Below are 18,424 nucleotides of genomic sequence, written 5' to 3' on the forward strand. Positions count from 1 at the left end.
TCCTGTATCGCTAGGTGGCCAGAGAAAACAAGTATCAGAGAGCGACCTCTAATCCGGCATTGCTCTCTTTTTCATGCCCCTCTTGCGGCGTGGAAATGTAACCACGTGCTCGCAAGTAGTCTTCAGCAAGCTCCTCGTCGTGTTGAGCCAGCAACCGATAGGATAAATCGTGGATGCCAAATGCCATGTCGAGAATAAAGGCCAAGCGCTTGCATTGATTCGCGCTAAGCGCATTGCGACGCGTTGGATCAGGGACGAACAAGGCGTCCGCGCTGACTAGCTGCGTAGCTTGAGGCGCTTCGATATCTTGCCTCTCAGGTAGCATCGTCCGGTGATGAGGCTGGTTGAGACGGTAAAAAGTGAAACCGTGCCGGCTCGCCCAGTGGCTCACTTCCGCCAGGCTTGGCTGGCGCTCATGCGTTGGTGTAAAAGCTACTCCGATTTGCAAGAGCAACGTATCTGCTAGTGCCCGCGCGCCATTTTCCAGGATGGTTACTGCCTCTGAAAGCTCGTCCAATATCAGCCAATCCAAGCTTTTCAAGCCTTCAATGCTATCCAGCGCCAGCGTATTGACGGGGACACGTGCCAGTACCCGAGCATCATCGTTCAGGCTATCCGGTAGCTGCTGAGGCGGTAGTGGAGGGAGAGTAGCGCTCAGCCCTTCATTCAGCGTCTGGTAAAACGTGGCCTGGTTGCCGTTGCCTAGCAACGCATGAGGAACATGCTGAAACTCCTCGATATCCGCGACGTCTTTTGGCTTTATGCGACCGGCTGGATCAAACGATACGATGGCAAGCGCCTGAGTATCGACCCATTGCCGAAAGCGTGGGTGTCGTGGAATGTACGTTGCGTTGTCCAATACCACGGCCCGCCCCGTGAATTGCCAGTCGAAGGGCAGAGGGGCCTCTTCATCCGCGCTGGGCTCGCTTCGTTGCCCTTCATGCAATACGTATTCCCAAGGCGAGACGTTAGCACGAGACACAAACATATCGTGCGCAGCCTGGATTGCGCGATAGGAAGCTTTGTAGGCAGGTGTATCCGGATCCATTTGATCGAGGAAATTGCGCATCGCCGGGTTGGCTTCGAATATCACCAGCTTGCCAGCATTCTCGGATTCGGTGAGGATAGCAAAGTCCACACCTAGGTAATCGACGCCGATACCCTTGAGCGATTCCTCAAGCTCTCTCCAAGCGCCTTCCGGTAGCATCGCTTCAGGCGATTCGAAGAAATCACGTTCCCATTCGTCTATAAGCCACGGAAAGCGCTTTACAGTGGGTTTGTGCTCCGGCATATGCACGTTCCAGTCGCCATGGCCGAAACGAACATGCACCGGATAAAGTTTGCCGTCGATCAGAAAAGCGCGGTACTTGGGATACAGCCTGTTGCCTGGCGCGCGCTCATGGTCGAGCCCGCTTTCATGATAGCGGATGCAATAAAGCGTTTGCGGCTCTTCAGCGAGCAATTCATCGATATTGGAAAAGTCATGCTGCTCGAGGTCTTCTACCTTGTGCATCAACTTGCCATTCTGATAGCCCGCGACACGAACGATCAGTGGCAGTTTGAGATCGTGCTCTTGTATAGCCTTTTTTATGATGTCACGACAAAGCCCCGAGACATTGGCCAGTTTAATGCTTTTCGGCACAATAAGAGTGGGATGATCCTGGAGGCGTTGGTAGTTCCCTTCACGCGATGCTCCCAATACAGCCTGCGGCGGATTGATGAGCGGCTTGTCAAGCTTATGAGTGACGCTGTCGACTAGGTTTAAGGCCACTTCGCAACGCTCGGCATCGGTGATGCCATTGTAGACCACATCATAACTCGGCAGCTTGCGAATTATTTCCGGATGCTTGATGACCTCGTCAATGTAGAGAGTCGTGCATTTTATATGCTCGGCGTCTAACAAACTGTGGAGATTGTTATGGCCTTGGGCGAGCGAGATTAGAAAGTCTTTCCTGTTAATCCCCCAGTTTCCTGCATAGGCAGTTTGTAGTACCAATATACTTATTTTAGTGCGTTCTTCAGAATTCCTGGAAGAGTAAAAAGGAGCTTCAAGAACGGCCTTTCTTCTCCATTGCTTGGCTTCATCAGTGCGACCTATCTGGAAGTTTAGCGCTGCAATGAGATGCTTTGTTTTCGTGCTCTTGGGGTTGAGCTGCAGGCAGCGCTTCAGTGCGCTCAAGGCCGCCTTGTCATGGCCGAGCCGTACGTGCTGTTTGGCTATATAATGGAAAAGAGTGAAGTCGTCAGCGCGTTGATAAGAAGCTTGTAAGAGAGCGTTCAACGCTTTTTGAGGATGTTCCAATTTTGATTCGATGCAGCCGCGCAAGTACAGAAGTTCCGGGTCATCGGGCGTGCTCTTTTCCGCCTCTTCAAGCAGCGCTAGCGCATCTTCCCATGAGCTTTTGTCATTTCGAGAAATCTTGTCTCGAATATCATCCAGTAAATGTTCCATGGTGTCTTGCTTTGTCATGTGAAACTCCTGCGGTATCACTCGTCAGCGCCAAATGCTTGAGGGGATCTCATCCCTACCCATGAATAAAAACCGGCTCCACACGGAAGCCGGTTCGTTACTACTGGATGATAAAGCCGTGGCTCTATCGGGGCCAGAGCTTGCTTGCGCTTAGCCCAGCAGAGATAGGGCGTTCTGCGGCAGCTGGTTGGCCTGCGCCAGCACGGAAGTACCGGCCTGTTGCAGAATCTGGTTCTTGGTCATGTCGGAGACTTCATCCGCGTAATCGGCATCTTCGATGCGCGAGCGTGCAGCGGTGAGGTTGGTCTCGTTGGTTTGTAGGTTGGTGATCGCGGAATCGAAGCGGTTCTGAATGGCACCCAGGTCGGAGCGGAAGCCATCGACAGTCTTCAGCGCGTTATCCAGGTTAGCAAGCGGGGCAGCACCTGAGTCAGCAATCTCAGCATCCGTCATTGCTGTTCCGTCTGCATCACTTGCAGTAACGGTTACGTCGTCATCAGCGTCAACAGCGGAAGTTGCTGCGAAATACTCGCCGTCTGCGGTCTGAATAAAGAGCTCGTCATCAGCGTTTTGGATGACTTTGGCGCCATCCAGCTCAGTGCCGTCGTCAGCTGCAACGGTCATTGGTGATGTCGCATCAGCATCCAGGTCTGTTGCAGAGACTGTTGAAGGCAACTGGGTGACATCCAGAGAATCGAGGCCCAGCGTAGAAGAGTTGGTTTGCTGCAGGTTGACAGAAATCGACTCTCCATCGTTGGCACCGACCTGAATGGAGATGTCAGAATCCGCTGACAGTACCTTGACGCCGTTGAAGTTGGTCTCGTCTGAAATGCGGTTGATTTCAGAGGTGCGCTGGTCAATTTCGTCCTGGATGGACTGCAGGTCATCACCGGAGTTGGTGCCGTTCGAGGCTTGGACGGTCAGTTCACGGATACGCTGAACGTTGTCGTTGACCTGGTTGAGGGCGCCTTCCGCAGTTTGCGCAATGGAGATGCCGTCGTTGGCGTTGCTCTGGGCCTGGCCGAGACCGCTGATCTGGCTGGTCATGCGGTTGGCGATGGCCTGGCCGGCGGCATCGTCGGCGGCGCTGTTGATCTTCAGCCCCGAGGAAAGACGCTCCATGGAAGTGGACAGCGCATTCTGGGACTGGTTCAGGTTCTGCTGGCCGATCATGGCCGTGATGTTGGTATTGATCACTGACATGTGATGTTCCTTCCTCTCTGTTTGGGCTCCATTGGCCTGCCGTCGGTGAAACCGGGGCTTGCCACAACGGCGCCGTTGGCCGTTACCTCATTTATCGGCGCAGGGGGGATTTGCTTTAGGGGTAAATTGCAAATTTTTTCAGGCGCTGTGGCTGGGTATACTTGGCGTCTCTTTATTCACCCGGAGCTTGCGCTCGCCATGCCGTCGCTGGATATCATGCTCGATCTATCGCTCGAGACCTGCCGTTACCACTATGAAGGTGCCATGCAGACCGTGATCGCCACCAGCATGGATGGGCGCCGGGTGAGCTTTCCCGCTACGGCGTTGCGGCGCATCGTCACGCCGGATGGCGCACACGGTGTGTTCCGGCTGACGTTCAGCGAGGAGGGCAAGTTCATGTCGATGGTGGCGGTACGGCGTTGGGCGGGGGAATGAGGGGCGTTATACGTATATCAATATGGATACTATAATATCTAAAAATTTATAATAAGTGCTATAATAGCTATTATGGTATCTATAAAGGCGGTCTAAATGCATCTGTCTCTTTTGACGGCGGCGGACGTACAGCATGAGCTGGCGGGGGCGGTGCGTACGCGTCGCCGGGCACTCAAGTGGTCGCGCCAGCGCCTGGCGGAACGCAGCGGCGTGCCGGCACCCACGATCAAGAAGTTCGAGACGACAGGGCAGATCTCGCTGCGCCAGTTTCTGCTGCTTTGGCAATGTGTCGACCGGCTGGAGCGTGTTGCGGCGCTCAGCGAGGCGCCGACACAAACGCCCCGCAGTATCGAAGAGGTGCTCGCCGATGAGTGACTTTCAGCCCGTGCGGAAATTGGAAGTTGTGCGTCGTTTGCAACAAGGCGGCGAATGCCGCGTCGGTGTGCTGGCACAGAGCACGAGAGGCGTGTTCTTTCAGTACGATGACGCCTACGTGGACGCCTATCACAGCCTGTCGCCTTTTCAGTTGCCTTTCGATACCCAGCTACATACGGCACCTGCTGCTCCCCATCACGGTATCCATGGCCTTTTTGCGGACTCCTTGCCGGATGGATGGGGCTTGATGCTGATGGACCGGGTTTTTCGCCAACATGGCATCGCGCCTCGGCAGGTGACGGCGATGGATCGCCTGGCTTATGTCGGGGATCGCGGCATGGGAGCGTTGCGTTTTCGCCCGCTGTCACCTTACGTCCATCAGCCGGGCGATCACTGGGTCGATATAGGCCGATTGGGCGAAGAAGCCAGGCAGTTGTTCGAAGGGCAAACCGAGACAGTGTTAGAGGCGCTTGCTGAAGCAGGAAGTTCCGGTGGTGCGCGGCCGAAAGCGCAGCTTTATTTCTCATCGGCATCGTCACAGCATGCCAGTACCCACCCTCAGGAAGGGCTTTCGCCGTGGCTGGTGAAATTCACGTCGTCCTCACTATCGCTCGGCCATGAGGAGGGGCTCTGCGAAGCCGCTTATCTCTCGATGGCCGCGAGCGCGGGAATCGATGTGCCTGAATGGCGCTTGCTACCACCACCCAATGGGGCGCCAGCGGTGGCTTGGTTGGCCACGAAGCGCTTCGATTGCGCCACACAGAACGGACAAGGGCGTTATCACTTGCATAGTGCCTGTGGGCTGTTGGATGCAGACTTCCGTTTGCCTTCGCTGGACTACGAAGACCTGATAAAAGCCGGTCAGATTCTGTGCGGTGCCCCGCGTGTTGGGCAGGCGTTGTTTCGCCGGGCGATATTCAACCTTCTGGCCGTCAATCAGGATGACCACAGCAAAAACTGGGCGTTTCTCATGGACGATGCCGGCCAATGGTCCTTGGCGCCGTTTTATGATGTCACGTTCAGTCCGAGCCCTTTCGGGGAACATGCCACGGCTTATTGCGGCCATGGCAAGACGCCGCCCCGCGAGACGCTCCAGCGATTGGCTGAGCAGGCAGGCTTTGCTCGGTGGTCGCAGGCGCGTCAAGTGATCGAAGAAGTAACCGAAGGCGTCCAGCAGTGGGCGCGAGTGTCGGATGAGCTTGGTGTTTCTCGAGGTACACGTCAGCTTATACAAAAGACGCTGGATGACACCCACGCGTATGCCAAGACGCTCTTGGCTGGTTGAGGCCAGTCACCTCGGAGAAGTGTGAGCAATGGGAAGCTGCTTGGGCGTGGCTTCCAAGCTAGTCGATAACGCCATGCTCGGCGCGTGATGAATTCACGTGCTGCCTCACTTTCTTAACCCAAGTTAAAGTTTTATTAGCCCTTGCCGACATTTAACGGTGTAGCACACCACATAAATGACGAATGAAAAGCCTGTTCAAACAGGCGGTCGGCAAGGGAGCTCCATGAACCATATGACGCGAGGGGTCGTATTGGCGCTTCTGGCGGCGAGCGTGACGGGGTGCGCCTCGTACAAGCATCGCAACCAGATGGAGGCGTTCAATACATCGTATGTAGCGGGCGATTATGCGGCGGCGGCCAAGGCGATGGCGCCGTCTTCCTTGATGCCCGGGCAACCCGGCGAGGAAGAGACAGTGCTGGAGCTTCTCCACCAGGCGGAGGCGTATCGTCTGGCGGGGGAGCCGCAAACGGCCATCGATCTTTACGATCAGGCCGAGGCGGGCATGAAGCTCAACGATACCGACAACCTGGCCGAGAAGGGGGCGGAGAACGCCCTGGCGGTGCTGGTCAACGACGCCCAGCGGGATTACCAGCCGATGCTTTCCGAGGCGGTGCTGGTCAATACCTATAAAGGCTTGGCGTTTTTGCAGCTGGGGAACGGTGAATACGCGCGTATCGAGTTCAATCGTGCCGATGACCGTACCCGGCGTGCGGTAGCGGCGTTCGCCGAGGAGATCGACGAGCAGAAGGCGGCGCTCGATGAGCAAGCGTCGGAAGACGCCAACCGCGAGCAGCAAGCCATTCAAGACAGTCTCGATAGCGAGGCGCTGCACGAGAGCGTTGCCCAGCAATATGGCGCTCCCTCGCAGTGGGGCGTTTATCCCGAATTCATCGTGCCCTCGGCCACCTACCTGCATGGCCTGTATTTTCTCGCCAGTGGTGAAAGCGGCGATATCGAGCGTGCCGCGACCTCGCTCTCGCGCGTGGCGGCGATGGCCCCCGATAGTGCCCCCCTCGCCGCCGACGCTGCCTTGGCGAACGCCATCGCCAGTGGCGAGGCAAGCCGCGAGGGCCTGAAGAACCGGGTCTGGGTGGTCTATGAAAATGGCCTGGGCCCGGTCGCCGAGGAAAAGCGCCTCGATGTGCCCTTGATTCTCTTCCATGGCAATACCCAAGCACCTGCCTACACGGGCATTGCCTTGCCCGCGTATGCCGATCGTTACGCGGTTGGCGATGCGCTGTCGCTGGTCGATACCCAGGGCGAGCGTTACGAGCCCGAGACGTTCGCCTCGATGGGCAAGGTCGTGCATACCGAGATGCAGTCACGCTTTCCCGCGATTCTGGGGCGCTCGGTGGCCTCGGCAGTGGTGAAGGCGCTGATGCAGAACGAGGCGACGGAGCGCCTGGGCGTGGCCGGCCAGTTGGGCTCAGCGGTCGTCACGGCGATGACCACGCAAGCCGACCTGCGTAGCTGGCAGGCGACACCGGATCACTGGGAAGTGGCGCGTTTCGCGCGTCCCGCCTCGGGGGCCATGACACTCGAGACACCGTCTGGGTCGCTGGGCGATCTGGATCTGCCGGATTGGCCCTACACCCTGGTGTATATCAAACGTCCCAGCGCTCAGGGCCCGGCCGACGTGTCCGTGATCGATCTGCAAGGCGAGCATGAAGGCACGCAGTACCGTATGGATGGGACGAAAACGACTCGGCTGGTGGCCGACACCACCGATATTTAATGGCCGAGATCCGATGAAAGCGCCTCCCGGTGGGGCGCTTTCTAGCGTTATATAACCTTTGAAGGAATGCGTGATGAAAACGTTGTTATGTCTTGTGAGCGTGCTGGTATTGGGTGTGGCGGGGTGCGCGGCGCCGACGCGTTATGTCGACCCCGATAACGACCAGGGCGCGGTCTCGATGCAGCTCGATTACCGGGATTTTGCCAAGGCCTCCGACAAGGCGGTGGCGTCGATGCTGGCCAGCGGCGCGGTCGATAACCCCGCCGGTGGGCGTTATGTGCTGGTGGTGAGCCGTATCGTCAATGACACCATGCAGCGCCTGGATACCGATCAACTGGTCAAGAAGATCCGCGTGCAGCTGCTGCGTTCCGGGCGTGTGGTGACGACCACGGCGGTGGGCATCGACGGGCCCGAGGACGAGATGAACCAGCTCACGCGCACATTGCGGGACTCCGAGGAATTCGATCAGCGCGGCGTGGAAAAGAAGGGCACCTTGCAGGCGCCGGATCTGAGTCTTTCCGGCAAGATTCTCCAGCGCAATCGCCGCGTGGCGGATGAGCAGCAGGTGGAGTATTACGTGCAGCTGACCTTGACCGACCTGAGCAGCGGTCTGGCGCTGTGGGAAAACGAAACGCAAGTCATCAAGCGGGGCTCCGATGCCTCGGTGGCATGGTAACCGGGAGCCCGTTATGAGCATGTTGTTGTCTAAATCGTTGCATACGTCGTTGTCTAAATCGTCATATAAACCGCTTGTCGCCGCCGTGGGCTTGGCCTGCCTGGCCTTGAGCCCGATGAACGCACTTGCGCAGTCTGGCGAATCGAGTGCCGATACCGCCGCGTCTTCGACAGATGCACCCGAGGCGCCGACGCAAGAGACCGCTGCGTCGACCGAGCCTGCGACCACGCAGCCATCAGATGCGCCACCGCCGTTCCTGGCGGTCGATGAGGTGTCGAACAGCGAGGAACTCATCCAGCGCTTTCTTGAGAAGCGGGGCTGGCAGCAGGGGCCGCACGCCAGCAACCCTGCGGGCGGCAATATGGTGGTGGCGACGGAAAGCATTCCGGCGGACCCGTCGACCATTGAGTTTAGCCAGGCGCGCTTGATCGCCACGGAAGAAGCCTTCCTCAAGGCGATGGGCGAACTGGTCTCGCAGGATGCGGTGAACGTCGGCAAGACCATGGCGGACCGCTTCATGAAGGATGGACTGCCCGAGGAGGTTAAGGACACCACCGGCCTGGGTGCGTTGGGCGAGGCCGTGGCCAGCCGCCTGGCCGAGAGCTCGGTTCAGGCGCTCAACAAGGTCATCGAAGAATTGGGTGGCGACCCCAGCCAGTTGCCCCAGCTCAATATCGCCGAGCGCAAGCAGCTACTGTATGACGAATTCGTGACCTCCACGACCTGGCAGGCGATGGGCCAGTTGTCCGGCGTCGGCGTGTTCGGGCTGGTGGAAGAAACCGGTGGCGACGGCCCGGTGAATAACGGCTCGGTGAGCATCGTTGTGGTGCAGTCGCCGCGCTTCAGCGAGCTCGGCCGTCAGTTGCGTAATGGCAGCGGGGCGCCGGCGCGGGCGTTGCCGGTGTCCTCGGTGATGGAAGACTTGCGCCCCATGCTGGATGAGGGAACCCCGATGCTGGGGATGTTCGGCGTGCAGCCGGTCGTCGAGGAAGGGCGTTTTGGGTTGATGTCGTTCGGCATGAGCGCACCGGCGCTGGTGCGCGGCAGCATGGAGGAATACGAAATCAACGCCGAGATGGAAGCGGCGCGCCAGAGCGCCAAGCTGATGGCGGACGGTTGGCTGGCGCAGTTCGCGACGATGACGGTGCAGGGCCAGAAGGAAACCAGCAAGCGCAAGCTGCGCGAGCAGGTGCGTGAAACGCGTGGCGACGGCACCTCGCGCATTCTGACTCAAGAGGGCATCGGCCGCATGGTGCGTAATGTCATGCGCTCCGAGTCGCAGGCCAATCTGAAGGGCGTGCAGACCATCGGCCAATGGAACGCGACCGATCCGGTCACCGGGCATCCGTATCTGGGTTACGTCAAGTATTGGTCACCGGGGACGGCCGCCAACGCCGAAGCTCGCATGGAGGCGCTCGCCAATCCTGATGAAGGCGGTGCTGCGTCTACCTCTTCCGGGGCGTCCGATAGTCAGGCGACACCGGAAAGCTCGCGTTCCACTGGTTCGTTCGGGGAATGGTAATGGCGCAAGGTCGGGGAGCCATGTGGCGACTGTTGTTGCTGATGATCGGCGGTGCGCTGGCGTGGGCCATGCTCGCCGCGCCGGCCTGGGGCGGCGTCGAGATGCGCCAGGTCGAGGCCAAGGCGACGGGTGCCACGCGTGACGAGGCGATTTTCAATGCCCTGGGCGAGGCTGTGCGTCAGGTGCACGGTGCCAAAGTCGACGCCAGCCGCGAGATTCGGCGCTCCATGCAGCGTACCTCGGTGCGTGATGAGCAGGGGCATTCCACAACCGTTGAGCAGTCATCGCGCTATGACAGCGGCACCCGGGTGGAGAGCCAGGGGCTAATCAGCGGCTATGAGGTGCTGGGCGTGTCGTCGGCAATGGGCGGCGGCCAATTGGTGCATCTGCGCGTGAAGGTGCCGGTGTATCGCGCGCCCGGTTCGGCGGCGCAATCCAATCGCCAGCGCCTGGCGGTCTATCCGGTAGAAGTGGACGCGCGCCGCCTGCAAGTGGCCGGCGAGCGTCTGGCGCCGGGAGACGCGTCGCGGCGACTGACGCAGTCCCTGGTGCGGGCCTTCGTCGGCTCGCGTCGATTCTCCGTGCTCGATCGCGACATGCGCGATGCCATCGACGCCGAGCAGCACTTCGTGGCGTCGGGAAAAGTGCCGCTGGCGCAGAAGGCCATGCTGGGGCGCAATCTGGGGGCGGATTATCTGGTCACGAGCCGCCTGACGGGCATGGACATGGCGCTCGCGTCTGTGACCAATCCCATCTCCGGGGAGCGCTCCCAAGAAGCCACTGGCGCCGCAACGCTGGAAGCACGCGTCGTCGTGCCGGCGACGGGGCAGGTCATGTGGAGCGAGACGCTCAATGTCTCGCTGGATGATCTGGGTGTCGCGTCGAGCTCGGGGGATTTCACCCAGCAGGTGTTCGATGCGCTGGGGAGCGAGCTGACGTTCCGCGCCTTGAATGTGATTTATCCGCTACGGGTCGTGGAAAGCAGCGGCGATGAGATCGTGCTCAACCAGGGCGGCGCGATCGTCAAGGCCGGGCAACGCTTCGGCGTGTTCGATATCGGCAAGCGTTACACCGACCCCTACCACGGCGAAAGCCTGGGCCCGCGCGAGAACTGGACTGCAGACGTCGAGATCACGCGTGTCACAGACAAGATCGCGCACGCCCGTGTCATCAAGGGCCAGGTCGAGGGCGACGGCCAAGTGCTACGCCGCACCGCCTCGGCGCAGGAAGCCCGAGAAGGGCAGCGCGCGGCCCAGCGCGGCACGCGTGAGAACGTATGCCTGCCGATGGACCCATGCTGAAGTAAGCGAGCGGGCGATATGCTGCGACGCGTATGGAAACCGAGGCGAAATCGCCTCGGTTTTTTATGCCAGGCCATAATGATTGTTGTAACGGGGCGCATGAGTTATTCAGTTTGCCTTTTGACACGTGAAACGTTACGCCTTTCACTGGAGATGTTTCACAAAGTGGGAAGCTGACCAAGTGGATTGTGAGCAGTATCACGACAAGAAGACCAAGCGGTAGAGCGGCCTGTGTCCTCGGGGCGTCATGATGCACAGTCCCGAAAAAACAGGTGACGATGCCTGATACTAACGGCAGTAACTGAATATGAGGTTTATGCCATGTCGATGAAAAACCCTCCGCATCCGGGGAGGATGTTGCGGCGTCGCATCGTTCCTGCCCTGAATATGAGCGTGACCGAGCTAGCGGAAAAGTTGGGCATGTCTCGCAACTCGGTGTCTCGCGTGTTGAATGAGCATGCTGCCATTTCTCCCGATTTCGCCGTTCGCCTTGAGTCTGGCGGCCTCGGTGAGGCAGCGCATTGGCTGCGCATGCAGGCCGCTCACGATCTCGCCGAGGCGAAAGCCAAAGAAAAGAACCACATTGAGAGATTCGCTCAAACTGCGTAAGTCTCTGCACAGGCCCGAAGCGGGCACTCAAGTGGGCGCGCGAGCGCCTCGCGAAGTGTTGTTGTCAGGTGGTGGGGTGTCGGTAGCCACGAATGACGCCATTGGCATCCGGCTACACCTTGATGCATCCTTGACCGAACGGACAGCATGAGGTGAAAGACGCGATGACGACGAGCGAGACGGCGATGACGGATTGGCTGCGAGCGCTTCCCAAGGCGGAGCTGCACCTGCATATCGAGGGGACGCTGGAGCCGGAGCTGATGTTCGCTCTGGCCGAGCGTAATAGCGTGACGTTACCGCACGATTCGGTTGAGGCGGTGCGCGCGGCATACGATTTCGAGGATCTGCCGTCCTTCCTCGGTTTGTATTACCAGGGCATGGGCGTGCTGCACACGCAGGACGATTTCTACGATCTGGCGATGGCGTATTTTGCCCGCGCGCACGAAGACGGCGTGGTGCATGTCGAGCTGTCGTTCGATCCGCAGGCGCATCTGGTGCGTGGCGTGCCGCTCGAGGCGCCGTTCGAGGGGCTGCTGGCCGCGTGTCGTGATGCTGAGTCGCGCTACGCTATTTCCTCGGCGTTGATCATGAGCTTTTTGCGCGATCGCGATTCTGCCGAGGCGCTGGAGGTGTTCGAACAGGCGACGCCGTGGCACGCGATGATCGATGCGGTGGGGCTGGATAGCGCCGAGCGTGACAATCCGCCGGGGCGTTTCGCCGAGGTGTTCGCGCGAGCGCGTGAGATGGGGATTCCCGGTGTGGCGCATGCTGGAGAAGAAGGGCCCGCCGCTTATATCCGCGAAGCCTGGGAGGTGCTTGAGGTATGCCGCATCGATCATGGCGTGCGCTGCCTGGAAGACCCCGAGCTGGTCGCGCGGCTGCGCGAAGCCCGCGTGCCGCTGACGGTGTGCCCGCTGTCCAACGTCAAGCTCAAGGTAACCGACACGCTGGCCGAGCATCCGCTGCCCGCCCTGCGCGAGGCGGGGCTCAACGTTACCCTCAATTCGGATGATCCCGCCTACTTCGGCGGCGGCATGCTGGATAACTATGCCGCCTGCCACACCGCCTTTGACTGGACCCGCGACGACTTCATCGACGTGACCCGCAACGCCCTGCAAGCCGCCTTCATGGCTGAAGAAAGGCGCGAGGCGTTATTGGAAAAGCTGCGTGGGGTTGCTTGAATTCAGGGCGGTGAAGGGCAGTTTTGCAGTGCTGTAAGCCCCCAGCTATTGGGTAGCCGTTGCCAGTGGGCGATCAACTTGCGCTTGTGTTCGGGGTGCATCGGCGCGTCTTGAAGAAGCGCGGGCCATGTTTCCCGAACACGTTGTAGGGTGTCGTCGAGCGCGACACGAATGCCGTGCCAGGGAACGCCAATATGCTGGCTCCAGGCGCGGAAATCGTCCCACTGCAGGGCGTACCACTGTTTTCGGCCATTGAGATTGAGCGCGATTTCTTGCTCGTTATCGATATACGCCTGTGTGAAAACGATGTCGTAGGCGGGCGCGAGCACTGGCAAATCGTCATCCGGATAGAGAAAGCTCCAGTTCTTTAGGTGCGCATCGCCGTTGGCAAGCAGCAGGTTGATGAGCAGACGGCGGGCGAGTTCCTGGGCGCTGCGCAGGCCATCCTGAGTGAAGCGCGTGAATAGCTTGCCCAACGTTTCGTAATTCGCGCCGGTGTATTTTTCGTGCGGATATTGCGCCAGCACCTGGGCCATGTCCTCAGCATGTATCCGGTGCGTCGACTGTCTGTCGTAGCGCCGAATTGCGTAAGCCCACTGTTCATCGGGAAGGGGTAGGTCAGGCAGCGTCTTGAGGGCGGAGAGGGGCACCAGCCGTATTTCAGGTACTTCGACACCTGCGGCTTCGGCCAGACGCATCGCGGTATATTCATTGGCGGGGACGCTGCGATGGCGTGTGGAAGGAGTCTTGATAATCCAGTCGCCGAGCGTGTCGTGCTGGCCGAGTCGAAATGCTCCCTCGCGTTCGTACATCGAGAACTTCATTTGCACGCCTGCCAGTGAGAAACCTTGCCCACGGGAAATCGAGCGGGGGACGGGGGTCACGCTGGTGCGGTGCTCGAGTACATGGGCGGGTACCTCATCGGCGGGTAGTGGCGTGGCGACGACGGCGCCCGGCAAGTCATAACCGAGCTGAGCGATAAGAGGAAACTCGTTGTCGGCATGAATCTTCAAGGATCGTGCCAGCCAGTCGCGTAGTGTCCCTTCGGGCAGCATGTTGGAAAAGAATGGATGCAACCGTTGGCGCCGAATCCATGGGGAAGCCATGAGACGGTCAGCATGGGGAAAGTCGGGATGCGTTGTCAGCGTCAATGTGGGGCGTTGGGGATCCTCACGAAATGCCGTATCGAAGGTCATGACGTTACGTCCCCCTTGATAGCCGACCAGGTGACCGACGCGTATGCCGTGCAAGCTGATTTCGAGCACGGAGACAGACTCGTTCTTCATGAGTCATGCCCGTGCGATGAACTGTCGGGACCATCCAGCAGGCCTTGCCATGGGTCGGCATCGAGCGGGCGCTCGGTAACGCCACGCTGGCCATCGAGTACCGCCTGGACGGCATATAACTTGTCCTGGGGGATGAGCATCAATTCGGCATTGAGCCCTGCAGCGACGAGGGTGAGCGAGTCAAGGCGTGGATTGCCGCCGGCTTCCAGCCGTTGGTATTGCTGACGGCTCATGCCGATGCGTGGCTGCATATCGTGTTGCGTCAGCCCTAGGGCCTGGCGGCGTTGTTTGATCTGATCGTGTAGTGACATATTGCTTGGCAACTCATAAGTTTCATTAAGGTCAATATAGAAACTTATACGTTGCTATACAACCCAAAAAGCAACTTATTTGATGCTGCTGGCATCCACTCGAACGAAAAAAGCCCCGTCCAAAAGAACGGGGCAAAGCTTTGTACGCAGAGACTAGACTTGGGATGCAGCGTCGTCTCGAGGCATATTCTATCCTGCCTGGCTGGCTACCTTAGCGCTGAAATGGGGGTATTAACCTACGTTAATCTTTGTGTCTGTGCAGGCTATACCGATGCAGACAGCGTGTCGGTGGTTTGGGCGGGCGTCGTTGGCAATGGCTGAAACGTTCAGGGCCATAATGATGGGGCCTTCGCGCTTGCGTCTGGGATGGTGTGTCGTCGTGCAGGGCAAGGCGAATCAATAGCAGGCTGAGGGCGACGGCGATGAGGTCCATGGCAAGGCTCCCATGAAGGAAACACGCTACGAATTATTCGGTGTTTCCGCGTTGAGCATGCCGTCAGTATGGTTCATGTCGGTAGATTTCTCATGCCTGCACGCCGGATGTTGAGTAGGGCCGTGACAGTGCCTGAAAGGGAGAGGGGCCACGTGATGTGCCGTGCTATACCCGCGAGCTGATGCGGTTGAGCCCTTTGTGGCGTGAGCGCCCGTCGGCTTCGTACATCGTGCTGCCGGCGGCTTCCTTCAGGAAGTTGAGCATGCGCTGGTTCTGTTCCATGCGGTTCATGGCCAGCAGGCCGTTGAGGCGGTTGAGCTGACGCGCTTCTTCGCCGGTAGTACGCAGTTGGTGCCAGCTTTCTTGTCGCTGCGCCTCGGTGGCGGCACGCTCGGCGCCTTGGCGGCTTTCGCCATGACCTTGTTCATGCAGCAGGCGGCGGCGTTCGGCGTCGAGCGTTTCCAGTTCGGCGGCGACCTGGGATTTCGCCTCGGCGAGGCGTTCCAGCTCGGGACCATCGACCTCGCCCTGAGACAAGGATTGCCGTTCCTCGCGCAGCAAGGTGACGAAGCGCTGCATGGCGTCGAGTTGGCGATCCAGGGTGTCGGCGAGGGACATGGTTCCTTGTTCCTGTATTGATGGCGTTAGTGGCACGTCTACGGGCCTAGACGTTAGCTCTTGGGCGTGTCGCCGAGCAGGTCGCGGACACTGTCGATCAAGCCGTCGGCGATCTTGCCGGTGTCGAGCTCCATCTGGCCGTCGCTGATGGCCTGGCGGATTTCGTCGACGCGAGCGGTGTCGATGTCCTGGCTGGTGTCGGCTTCATTGCTCTGACTCAGCGTGGTGATGCTTGCTGGCGAACCGGCTTGTGCGGTGTCACCTCCACGCGGCGTACGCTGGGCGGCGTCACTCTGTTCACTCTGTGAGGCCTGAGTCGGCGGATGTAGGTTGGAAATTTTCACAATTGAGCTCTCTTGCAGCGCGGGCTTGTACCCTGTATCGGCCACGGTGACAAAAACTGTAGGGCATTGACTGCACCTTTTTGAATGAGGTGAGCCCCTGCCACGCTGCTGGCATTGTAGCGTCTGTTGACGTGTCTATCAGTAACGGACTGCGAGTCGTCCCCGTGCATCCACCTGGCCTCGAAGCACGTTTCCATCCGGCATGCGGGCGCGAATCGAGTCGCCCTTGCCGCCATTGTTCAATGCCTCGCCTTCGCGCGTCACCGAAAAGCCCTCGCCGCCGGCGATGAGCGTCACGGATTCGCCGCGATGGACGAGATAAGGCTGACGAAGCCTGTCGTCGCGCAATGCCATGCCTTGGGCGAGCCGCTGGGTGACGACTTTGCCGATGGCCTGGCTGGGGTCGTCTAGCGCGTTACGGGGCCGGCGCGAGACATCGGCGCGTTCCCAGTCGAGCATGTCGGCGCTAAGGCGCTCGCCGCGCTTAATCGCCGTGGACGCGACCAAAAAGCGCACGCTGGCGGTGACGGTGGCCTGCACATAGCGCACCCGTTCATCGTTGCTGCACCGTATGCCGACCATGACTCGCCCCTGCGGCACGCCTTCGCGAGGTAGAAACGGCTGCGGCGAGCGGCATTCGGGAAGCCGCGAAGTATCGCTCTTAAGCTCGACGCCGACATCGTCTCCCAAAGAGGCGGCCTGACCCATCAAGAAGTGCCGGGTGGCCTGGGCGATGGGGTCATCCGGTGTAGCCAGCGCGGCGGGCGTTACCGCTAATGCAAGCAGGCCCAGCACGAGCCTGATTGGGCGCGCGAGGCTGAATGCTTGAATTGCGTTGAGGATGCGCTGCATTGCCGAAGCCCTTGAGTGAGCTTGAAAGAGTGCTAGGTAAAAACCTATGCCACGATTCTAGTGCGAGAGCGCCACAAGCAAAGGTGGAAATGGCGCTCAAATGTCGGCCTGTTTAGTCGTTTGCAGTGACGGCGGTGCGGCTATTCTGCATCGTGCACATTTCCCCATGTCTAGCGAAGGGGAAACGAACCGCGACACGAACGCGATGACAGGGACACAGGGCATGATCGACAAGCTTTCAGGCTACCTGGACCACCACCAGGAGGCACTTAGCCTTCGCAATGAGCGCCAGAAGGTGTTGGCCAACAATATCGCCAATGCCGATACGCCGAATTACAAGGCGCGCGATTTCGACTTCTCGGCGGAACTGGATCGCGCCATGGATTCAGGGCAGCGAGGGCAGGAAGGTGGCCTGGCGCTCGCCACGACATCTGCCCGTCACATTCCCGCGCAGGCGGCGGGTGGCGGGGGTGTTCACGACCTGCTGTACCGCGTTCCCGAGCAGCCGAGCCTGGATGGCAATACCGTTGATATGGATCGCGAGCGCGCTGCGTTCGCCGACAACGCACTGCGCTATCAGGCCAACACCACGATTATGACTAGCAAGATCCAGGGCATCAAAGGTGCCATGCAGCCTGAAGGCTAAGGAAACGATATGTCCATGTTCAGCATTTTCGATATTTCCTCCTCGGCGATGAGTGCGCAGTCACAGCGCATGAATACCACCGCCAGCAATATGGCCAACGCCGATAGCGTGGCGGGCCCCGATGGCGAGCCGTATCGCGCCAAGCACGTCATGTTTCAGGCGCAGTCCCAGGGCGGCAGCGAGCTGGGCGGCGTGCGCGCGACCGAGGTGGTCGAGGACGATTCGCCCCCGCGCATGGAGTACCGTCCCGAGCATCCCCTGGCGAATGAAGAGGGCTACGTGGCCATGCCCAACGTCAATCCGGTCGATGAAATGGTCGACATGATCGCGGCGTCGCGTTCCTACCAGGCCAACGTGGAGGTCATGAACACCAGTAAGTCATTGATGAGCCAGACGCTCACCATCGGACAAGGTTAACGGAGAGAGATATGGCTAGCCCCGTCATCGGCAGCAATACGCTTGCCACGATCAACGGCACCCCTAATGCCAGCGCCAATGCCGCGAACGAGACCCGTACCACGGGTGCGGAGTCCTCGGAGGATCTCAACAATCGCTTCATGACGTTGTTGATCACCCAGATGCAGAACCAAGATCCGACGAAGCCGATGGATAACTCGGATATGACGGCGCAACTGGCACAGATCAACACCGTCAGCGGCATTCAGGAGCTCAACGACTCGCTGGGCGAGATCAACAATCAGATCGATGCCGGCAAGACGCTGCAGGCTTCGTCGTTGATCGGCCAAGGCGTGATGGTGCCGGGCAGTACCGTGCGCGTGGGTGCAGGCGAGGACGGCAGCACCGTGGCTACGCCGCTGGGCGCCGAGCTGGCAACGGGCGCCGACGAGCTCGAGATCACCATCACCAATGGCTCCGGCCAGGTGGTCCATCAGAGTGTCGAGGAAAACGTGCCGGAAGGCGTGCAGGCCTTTGATTGGCCGGGTACGGGGATGGATGGCAATCCTGTGGCCGAGGGCGCCTATAACGTCGAGATGACCGCCAAGGTCGGCGGTGAAGACGTCTCCGTTACGCCGCTCAATTACGCCCTCGTTCAGGGTGTGACCTCGGGTGAGAGCGGGCCGACCCTCGATTTGGGAACGTCCGATAGCGTCGCCCTCGAAGACGTGCGCCAGATTCTTTGA

Annotated in this window: 19 protein-coding genes; 12 read left to right on the forward strand and 7 right to left on the reverse strand. The window is 59.5% G+C overall.

Annotated features, from left to right (window positions below; translation table 11 throughout):
- Positions 1-34: 34 nt before the first annotated feature.
- Positions 35-2,470, reverse strand: a complete 2,436-nt coding sequence (locus tag L1071_RS11885) for a tetratricopeptide repeat protein (protein WP_246975123.1) — start codon at positions 2,468-2,470, stop codon at positions 35-37.
- Between the two features lie 150 nt (positions 2,471-2,620).
- Positions 2,621-3,673, reverse strand: a complete 1,053-nt coding sequence (locus L1071_RS11890; protein ID WP_246975125.1) for a FliC/FljB family flagellin — start codon at positions 3,671-3,673, stop codon at positions 2,621-2,623.
- A gap of 198 nt (positions 3,674-3,871) precedes the next feature.
- On the opposite strand from L1071_RS11890, the gene L1071_RS11895 reads away from it, so the two are divergent.
- The 9 genes from L1071_RS11895 (at position 3,872) to L1071_RS11935 (ending at position 12,792) form a co-directional block, all read left to right on the forward strand.
- Positions 3,872-4,108 (forward strand): DUF2835 family protein, encoded by a 237-nt coding sequence (locus L1071_RS11895; RefSeq protein ID WP_246975127.1) that lies wholly within the window; start codon positions 3,872-3,874, stop codon positions 4,106-4,108.
- A 96-nt stretch (positions 4,109-4,204) separates the two neighbouring features.
- Entirely contained in the window at positions 4,205-4,483 is a 279-nt protein-coding gene (locus L1071_RS11900) for a helix-turn-helix domain-containing protein (RefSeq protein ID WP_246975129.1), read from the forward strand.
- The gene (locus L1071_RS11905) at positions 4,476-5,768 is read left to right on the forward strand and encodes a type II toxin-antitoxin system HipA family toxin (RefSeq protein ID WP_246975131.1); all 1,293 of its coding nucleotides are present in this window, start codon (positions 4,476-4,478) and stop codon (positions 5,766-5,768) included. The genes L1071_RS11900 and L1071_RS11905 overlap by 8 nt, the downstream gene beginning before the upstream one ends.
- 223 nt (positions 5,769-5,991) lie before the next feature.
- Positions 5,992-7,503, forward strand: a complete 1,512-nt coding sequence (locus L1071_RS11910) for a COG3014 family protein (protein ID WP_246975133.1) — start codon at positions 5,992-5,994, stop codon at positions 7,501-7,503.
- A 73-nt stretch (positions 7,504-7,576) separates the two neighbouring features.
- Positions 7,577-8,179 carry a penicillin-binding protein activator LpoB gene (gene lpoB / locus L1071_RS11915; protein WP_246975135.1) on the forward strand — a complete coding sequence of 201 codons (603 nt, stop codon included), beginning with the start codon at positions 7,577-7,579 and terminating at the stop codon, positions 8,177-8,179.
- 13 nt (positions 8,180-8,192) lie between these two features.
- Complete coding sequence (locus L1071_RS11920) at positions 8,193-9,701, forward strand: DUF6844 domain-containing protein (RefSeq protein WP_246975137.1); 1,509 nt, start codon at positions 8,193-8,195, stop codon at positions 9,699-9,701.
- A 20-nt stretch (positions 9,702-9,721) separates the two neighbouring features.
- Complete coding sequence (locus L1071_RS11925) at positions 9,722-11,002, forward strand: CsgG/HfaB family protein (protein ID WP_246975139.1); 1,281 nt, start codon at positions 9,722-9,724, stop codon at positions 11,000-11,002.
- 321 nt (positions 11,003-11,323) lie between these two features.
- Complete coding sequence (locus L1071_RS11930; RefSeq protein ID WP_246975141.1) at positions 11,324-11,611, forward strand: HigA family addiction module antitoxin; 288 nt, start codon at positions 11,324-11,326, stop codon at positions 11,609-11,611.
- A 185-nt stretch (positions 11,612-11,796) separates the two neighbouring features.
- On the forward strand, positions 11,797-12,792 hold the full coding sequence (locus L1071_RS11935) for an adenosine deaminase (protein WP_246975418.1): 996 nt from the start codon (positions 11,797-11,799) through the stop codon (positions 12,790-12,792).
- Between the two features lie 2 nt (positions 12,793-12,794).
- Here L1071_RS11935 and L1071_RS11940 read toward each other — a convergent pair whose 3' ends face one another.
- From L1071_RS11940 to flgA, 5 genes are all read right to left on the reverse strand, one after another.
- Entirely contained in the window at positions 12,795-14,078 is a 1,284-nt protein-coding gene (locus tag L1071_RS11940; RefSeq protein ID WP_246975143.1) for a type II toxin-antitoxin system HipA family toxin, read from the reverse strand.
- A complete protein-coding gene (locus tag L1071_RS11945; RefSeq protein ID WP_246975145.1) occupies positions 14,075-14,389 on the reverse strand; it encodes a helix-turn-helix transcriptional regulator in 315 nt (104 codons plus the stop codon). Before L1071_RS11945 ends, L1071_RS11940 begins: the two co-directional genes overlap by 4 nt.
- Before the next feature lie 598 nt (positions 14,390-14,987).
- Complete coding sequence (locus L1071_RS11950) at positions 14,988-15,440, reverse strand: flagella synthesis protein FlgN (RefSeq protein ID WP_246975147.1); 453 nt, start codon at positions 15,438-15,440, stop codon at positions 14,988-14,990.
- Positions 15,441-15,493: 53 nt separating this feature from the next.
- A complete protein-coding gene (gene flgM / locus L1071_RS11955) occupies positions 15,494-15,784 on the reverse strand; it encodes a flagellar biosynthesis anti-sigma factor FlgM (protein WP_246975149.1) in 291 nt (96 codons plus the stop codon).
- A gap of 138 nt (positions 15,785-15,922) precedes the next feature.
- Positions 15,923-16,636, reverse strand: a complete 714-nt coding sequence (gene flgA, locus L1071_RS11960) for a flagellar basal body P-ring formation chaperone FlgA (RefSeq protein ID WP_246975151.1) — start codon at positions 16,634-16,636, stop codon at positions 15,923-15,925.
- A 223-nt stretch (positions 16,637-16,859) separates the two neighbouring features.
- Here flgA and flgB point away from each other — a divergent pair, with 223 nt between their 5' ends.
- The 3 genes from flgB to L1071_RS11975 are packed head-to-tail and all read left to right on the forward strand — an operon-like array spanning position 16,860 to position 18,424.
- A complete protein-coding gene (flgB, locus tag L1071_RS11965; protein ID WP_246975153.1) occupies positions 16,860-17,282 on the forward strand; it encodes a flagellar basal body rod protein FlgB in 423 nt (140 codons plus the stop codon).
- 9 nt (positions 17,283-17,291) lie between these two features.
- Positions 17,292-17,699 (forward strand): flagellar basal body rod protein FlgC, encoded by a 408-nt coding sequence (flgC, locus tag L1071_RS11970; RefSeq protein WP_246975155.1) that lies wholly within the window; start codon positions 17,292-17,294, stop codon positions 17,697-17,699.
- An 11-nt stretch (positions 17,700-17,710) separates the two neighbouring features.
- The gene (locus tag L1071_RS11975; protein ID WP_246975157.1) at positions 17,711-18,424 is read left to right on the forward strand and encodes a flagellar hook assembly protein FlgD; all 714 of its coding nucleotides are present in this window, start codon (positions 17,711-17,713) and stop codon (positions 18,422-18,424) included.

This window comes from Chromohalobacter sarecensis, assembly GCF_023061135.1.
GTDB classification, from domain to species: domain Bacteria; phylum Pseudomonadota; class Gammaproteobacteria; order Pseudomonadales; family Halomonadaceae; genus Chromohalobacter; species Chromohalobacter sarecensis.

Bases quoted from the DNA above. Each gene is read 5' to 3' on its own strand.
- L1071_RS11885 (WP_246975123.1), bottom strand. From the start codon at position 2,470: ATGACAAAGCAAGACACCATGGAACATTTACTGGATGATATTCGAGAC.
- L1071_RS11890 (WP_246975125.1), bottom strand. From the start codon at position 3,673: ATGTCAGTGATCAATACCAACATCACGGCCATGATCGGCCAGCAGAAC.
- L1071_RS11895 (WP_246975127.1), top strand. From the start codon at position 3,872: ATGCCGTCGCTGGATATCATGCTCGATCTATCGCTCGAGACCTGCCGT.
- L1071_RS11900 (WP_246975129.1), top strand. From the start codon at position 4,205: ATGCATCTGTCTCTTTTGACGGCGGCGGACGTACAGCATGAGCTGGCG.
- L1071_RS11905 (WP_246975131.1), top strand. From the start codon at position 4,476: ATGAGTGACTTTCAGCCCGTGCGGAAATTGGAAGTTGTGCGTCGTTTG.
- L1071_RS11910 (WP_246975133.1), top strand. From the start codon at position 5,992: ATGAACCATATGACGCGAGGGGTCGTATTGGCGCTTCTGGCGGCGAGC.
- lpoB (WP_246975135.1), top strand. From the start codon at position 7,577: ATGAAAACGTTGTTATGTCTTGTGAGCGTGCTGGTATTGGGTGTGGCG.
- L1071_RS11920 (WP_246975137.1), top strand. From the start codon at position 8,193: ATGAGCATGTTGTTGTCTAAATCGTTGCATACGTCGTTGTCTAAATCG.
- L1071_RS11925 (WP_246975139.1), top strand. From the start codon at position 9,722: ATGTGGCGACTGTTGTTGCTGATGATCGGCGGTGCGCTGGCGTGGGCC.
- L1071_RS11930 (WP_246975141.1), top strand. From the start codon at position 11,324: ATGTCGATGAAAAACCCTCCGCATCCGGGGAGGATGTTGCGGCGTCGC.
- L1071_RS11935 (WP_246975418.1), top strand. From the start codon at position 11,797: ATGACGGATTGGCTGCGAGCGCTTCCCAAGGCGGAGCTGCACCTGCAT.
- L1071_RS11940 (WP_246975143.1), bottom strand. From the start codon at position 14,078: ATGAAGAACGAGTCTGTCTCCGTGCTCGAAATCAGCTTGCACGGCATA.
- L1071_RS11945 (WP_246975145.1), bottom strand. From the start codon at position 14,389: ATGTCACTACACGATCAGATCAAACAACGCCGCCAGGCCCTAGGGCTG.
- L1071_RS11950 (WP_246975147.1), bottom strand. From the start codon at position 15,440: ATGTCCCTCGCCGACACCCTGGATCGCCAACTCGACGCCATGCAGCGC.
- flgA (WP_246975151.1), bottom strand. From the start codon at position 16,636: ATGCAGCGCATCCTCAACGCAATTCAAGCATTCAGCCTCGCGCGCCCA.
- flgB (WP_246975153.1), top strand. From the start codon at position 16,860: ATGATCGACAAGCTTTCAGGCTACCTGGACCACCACCAGGAGGCACTT.
- flgC (WP_246975155.1), top strand. From the start codon at position 17,292: ATGTCCATGTTCAGCATTTTCGATATTTCCTCCTCGGCGATGAGTGCG.
- L1071_RS11975 (WP_246975157.1), top strand. From the start codon at position 17,711: ATGGCTAGCCCCGTCATCGGCAGCAATACGCTTGCCACGATCAACGGC.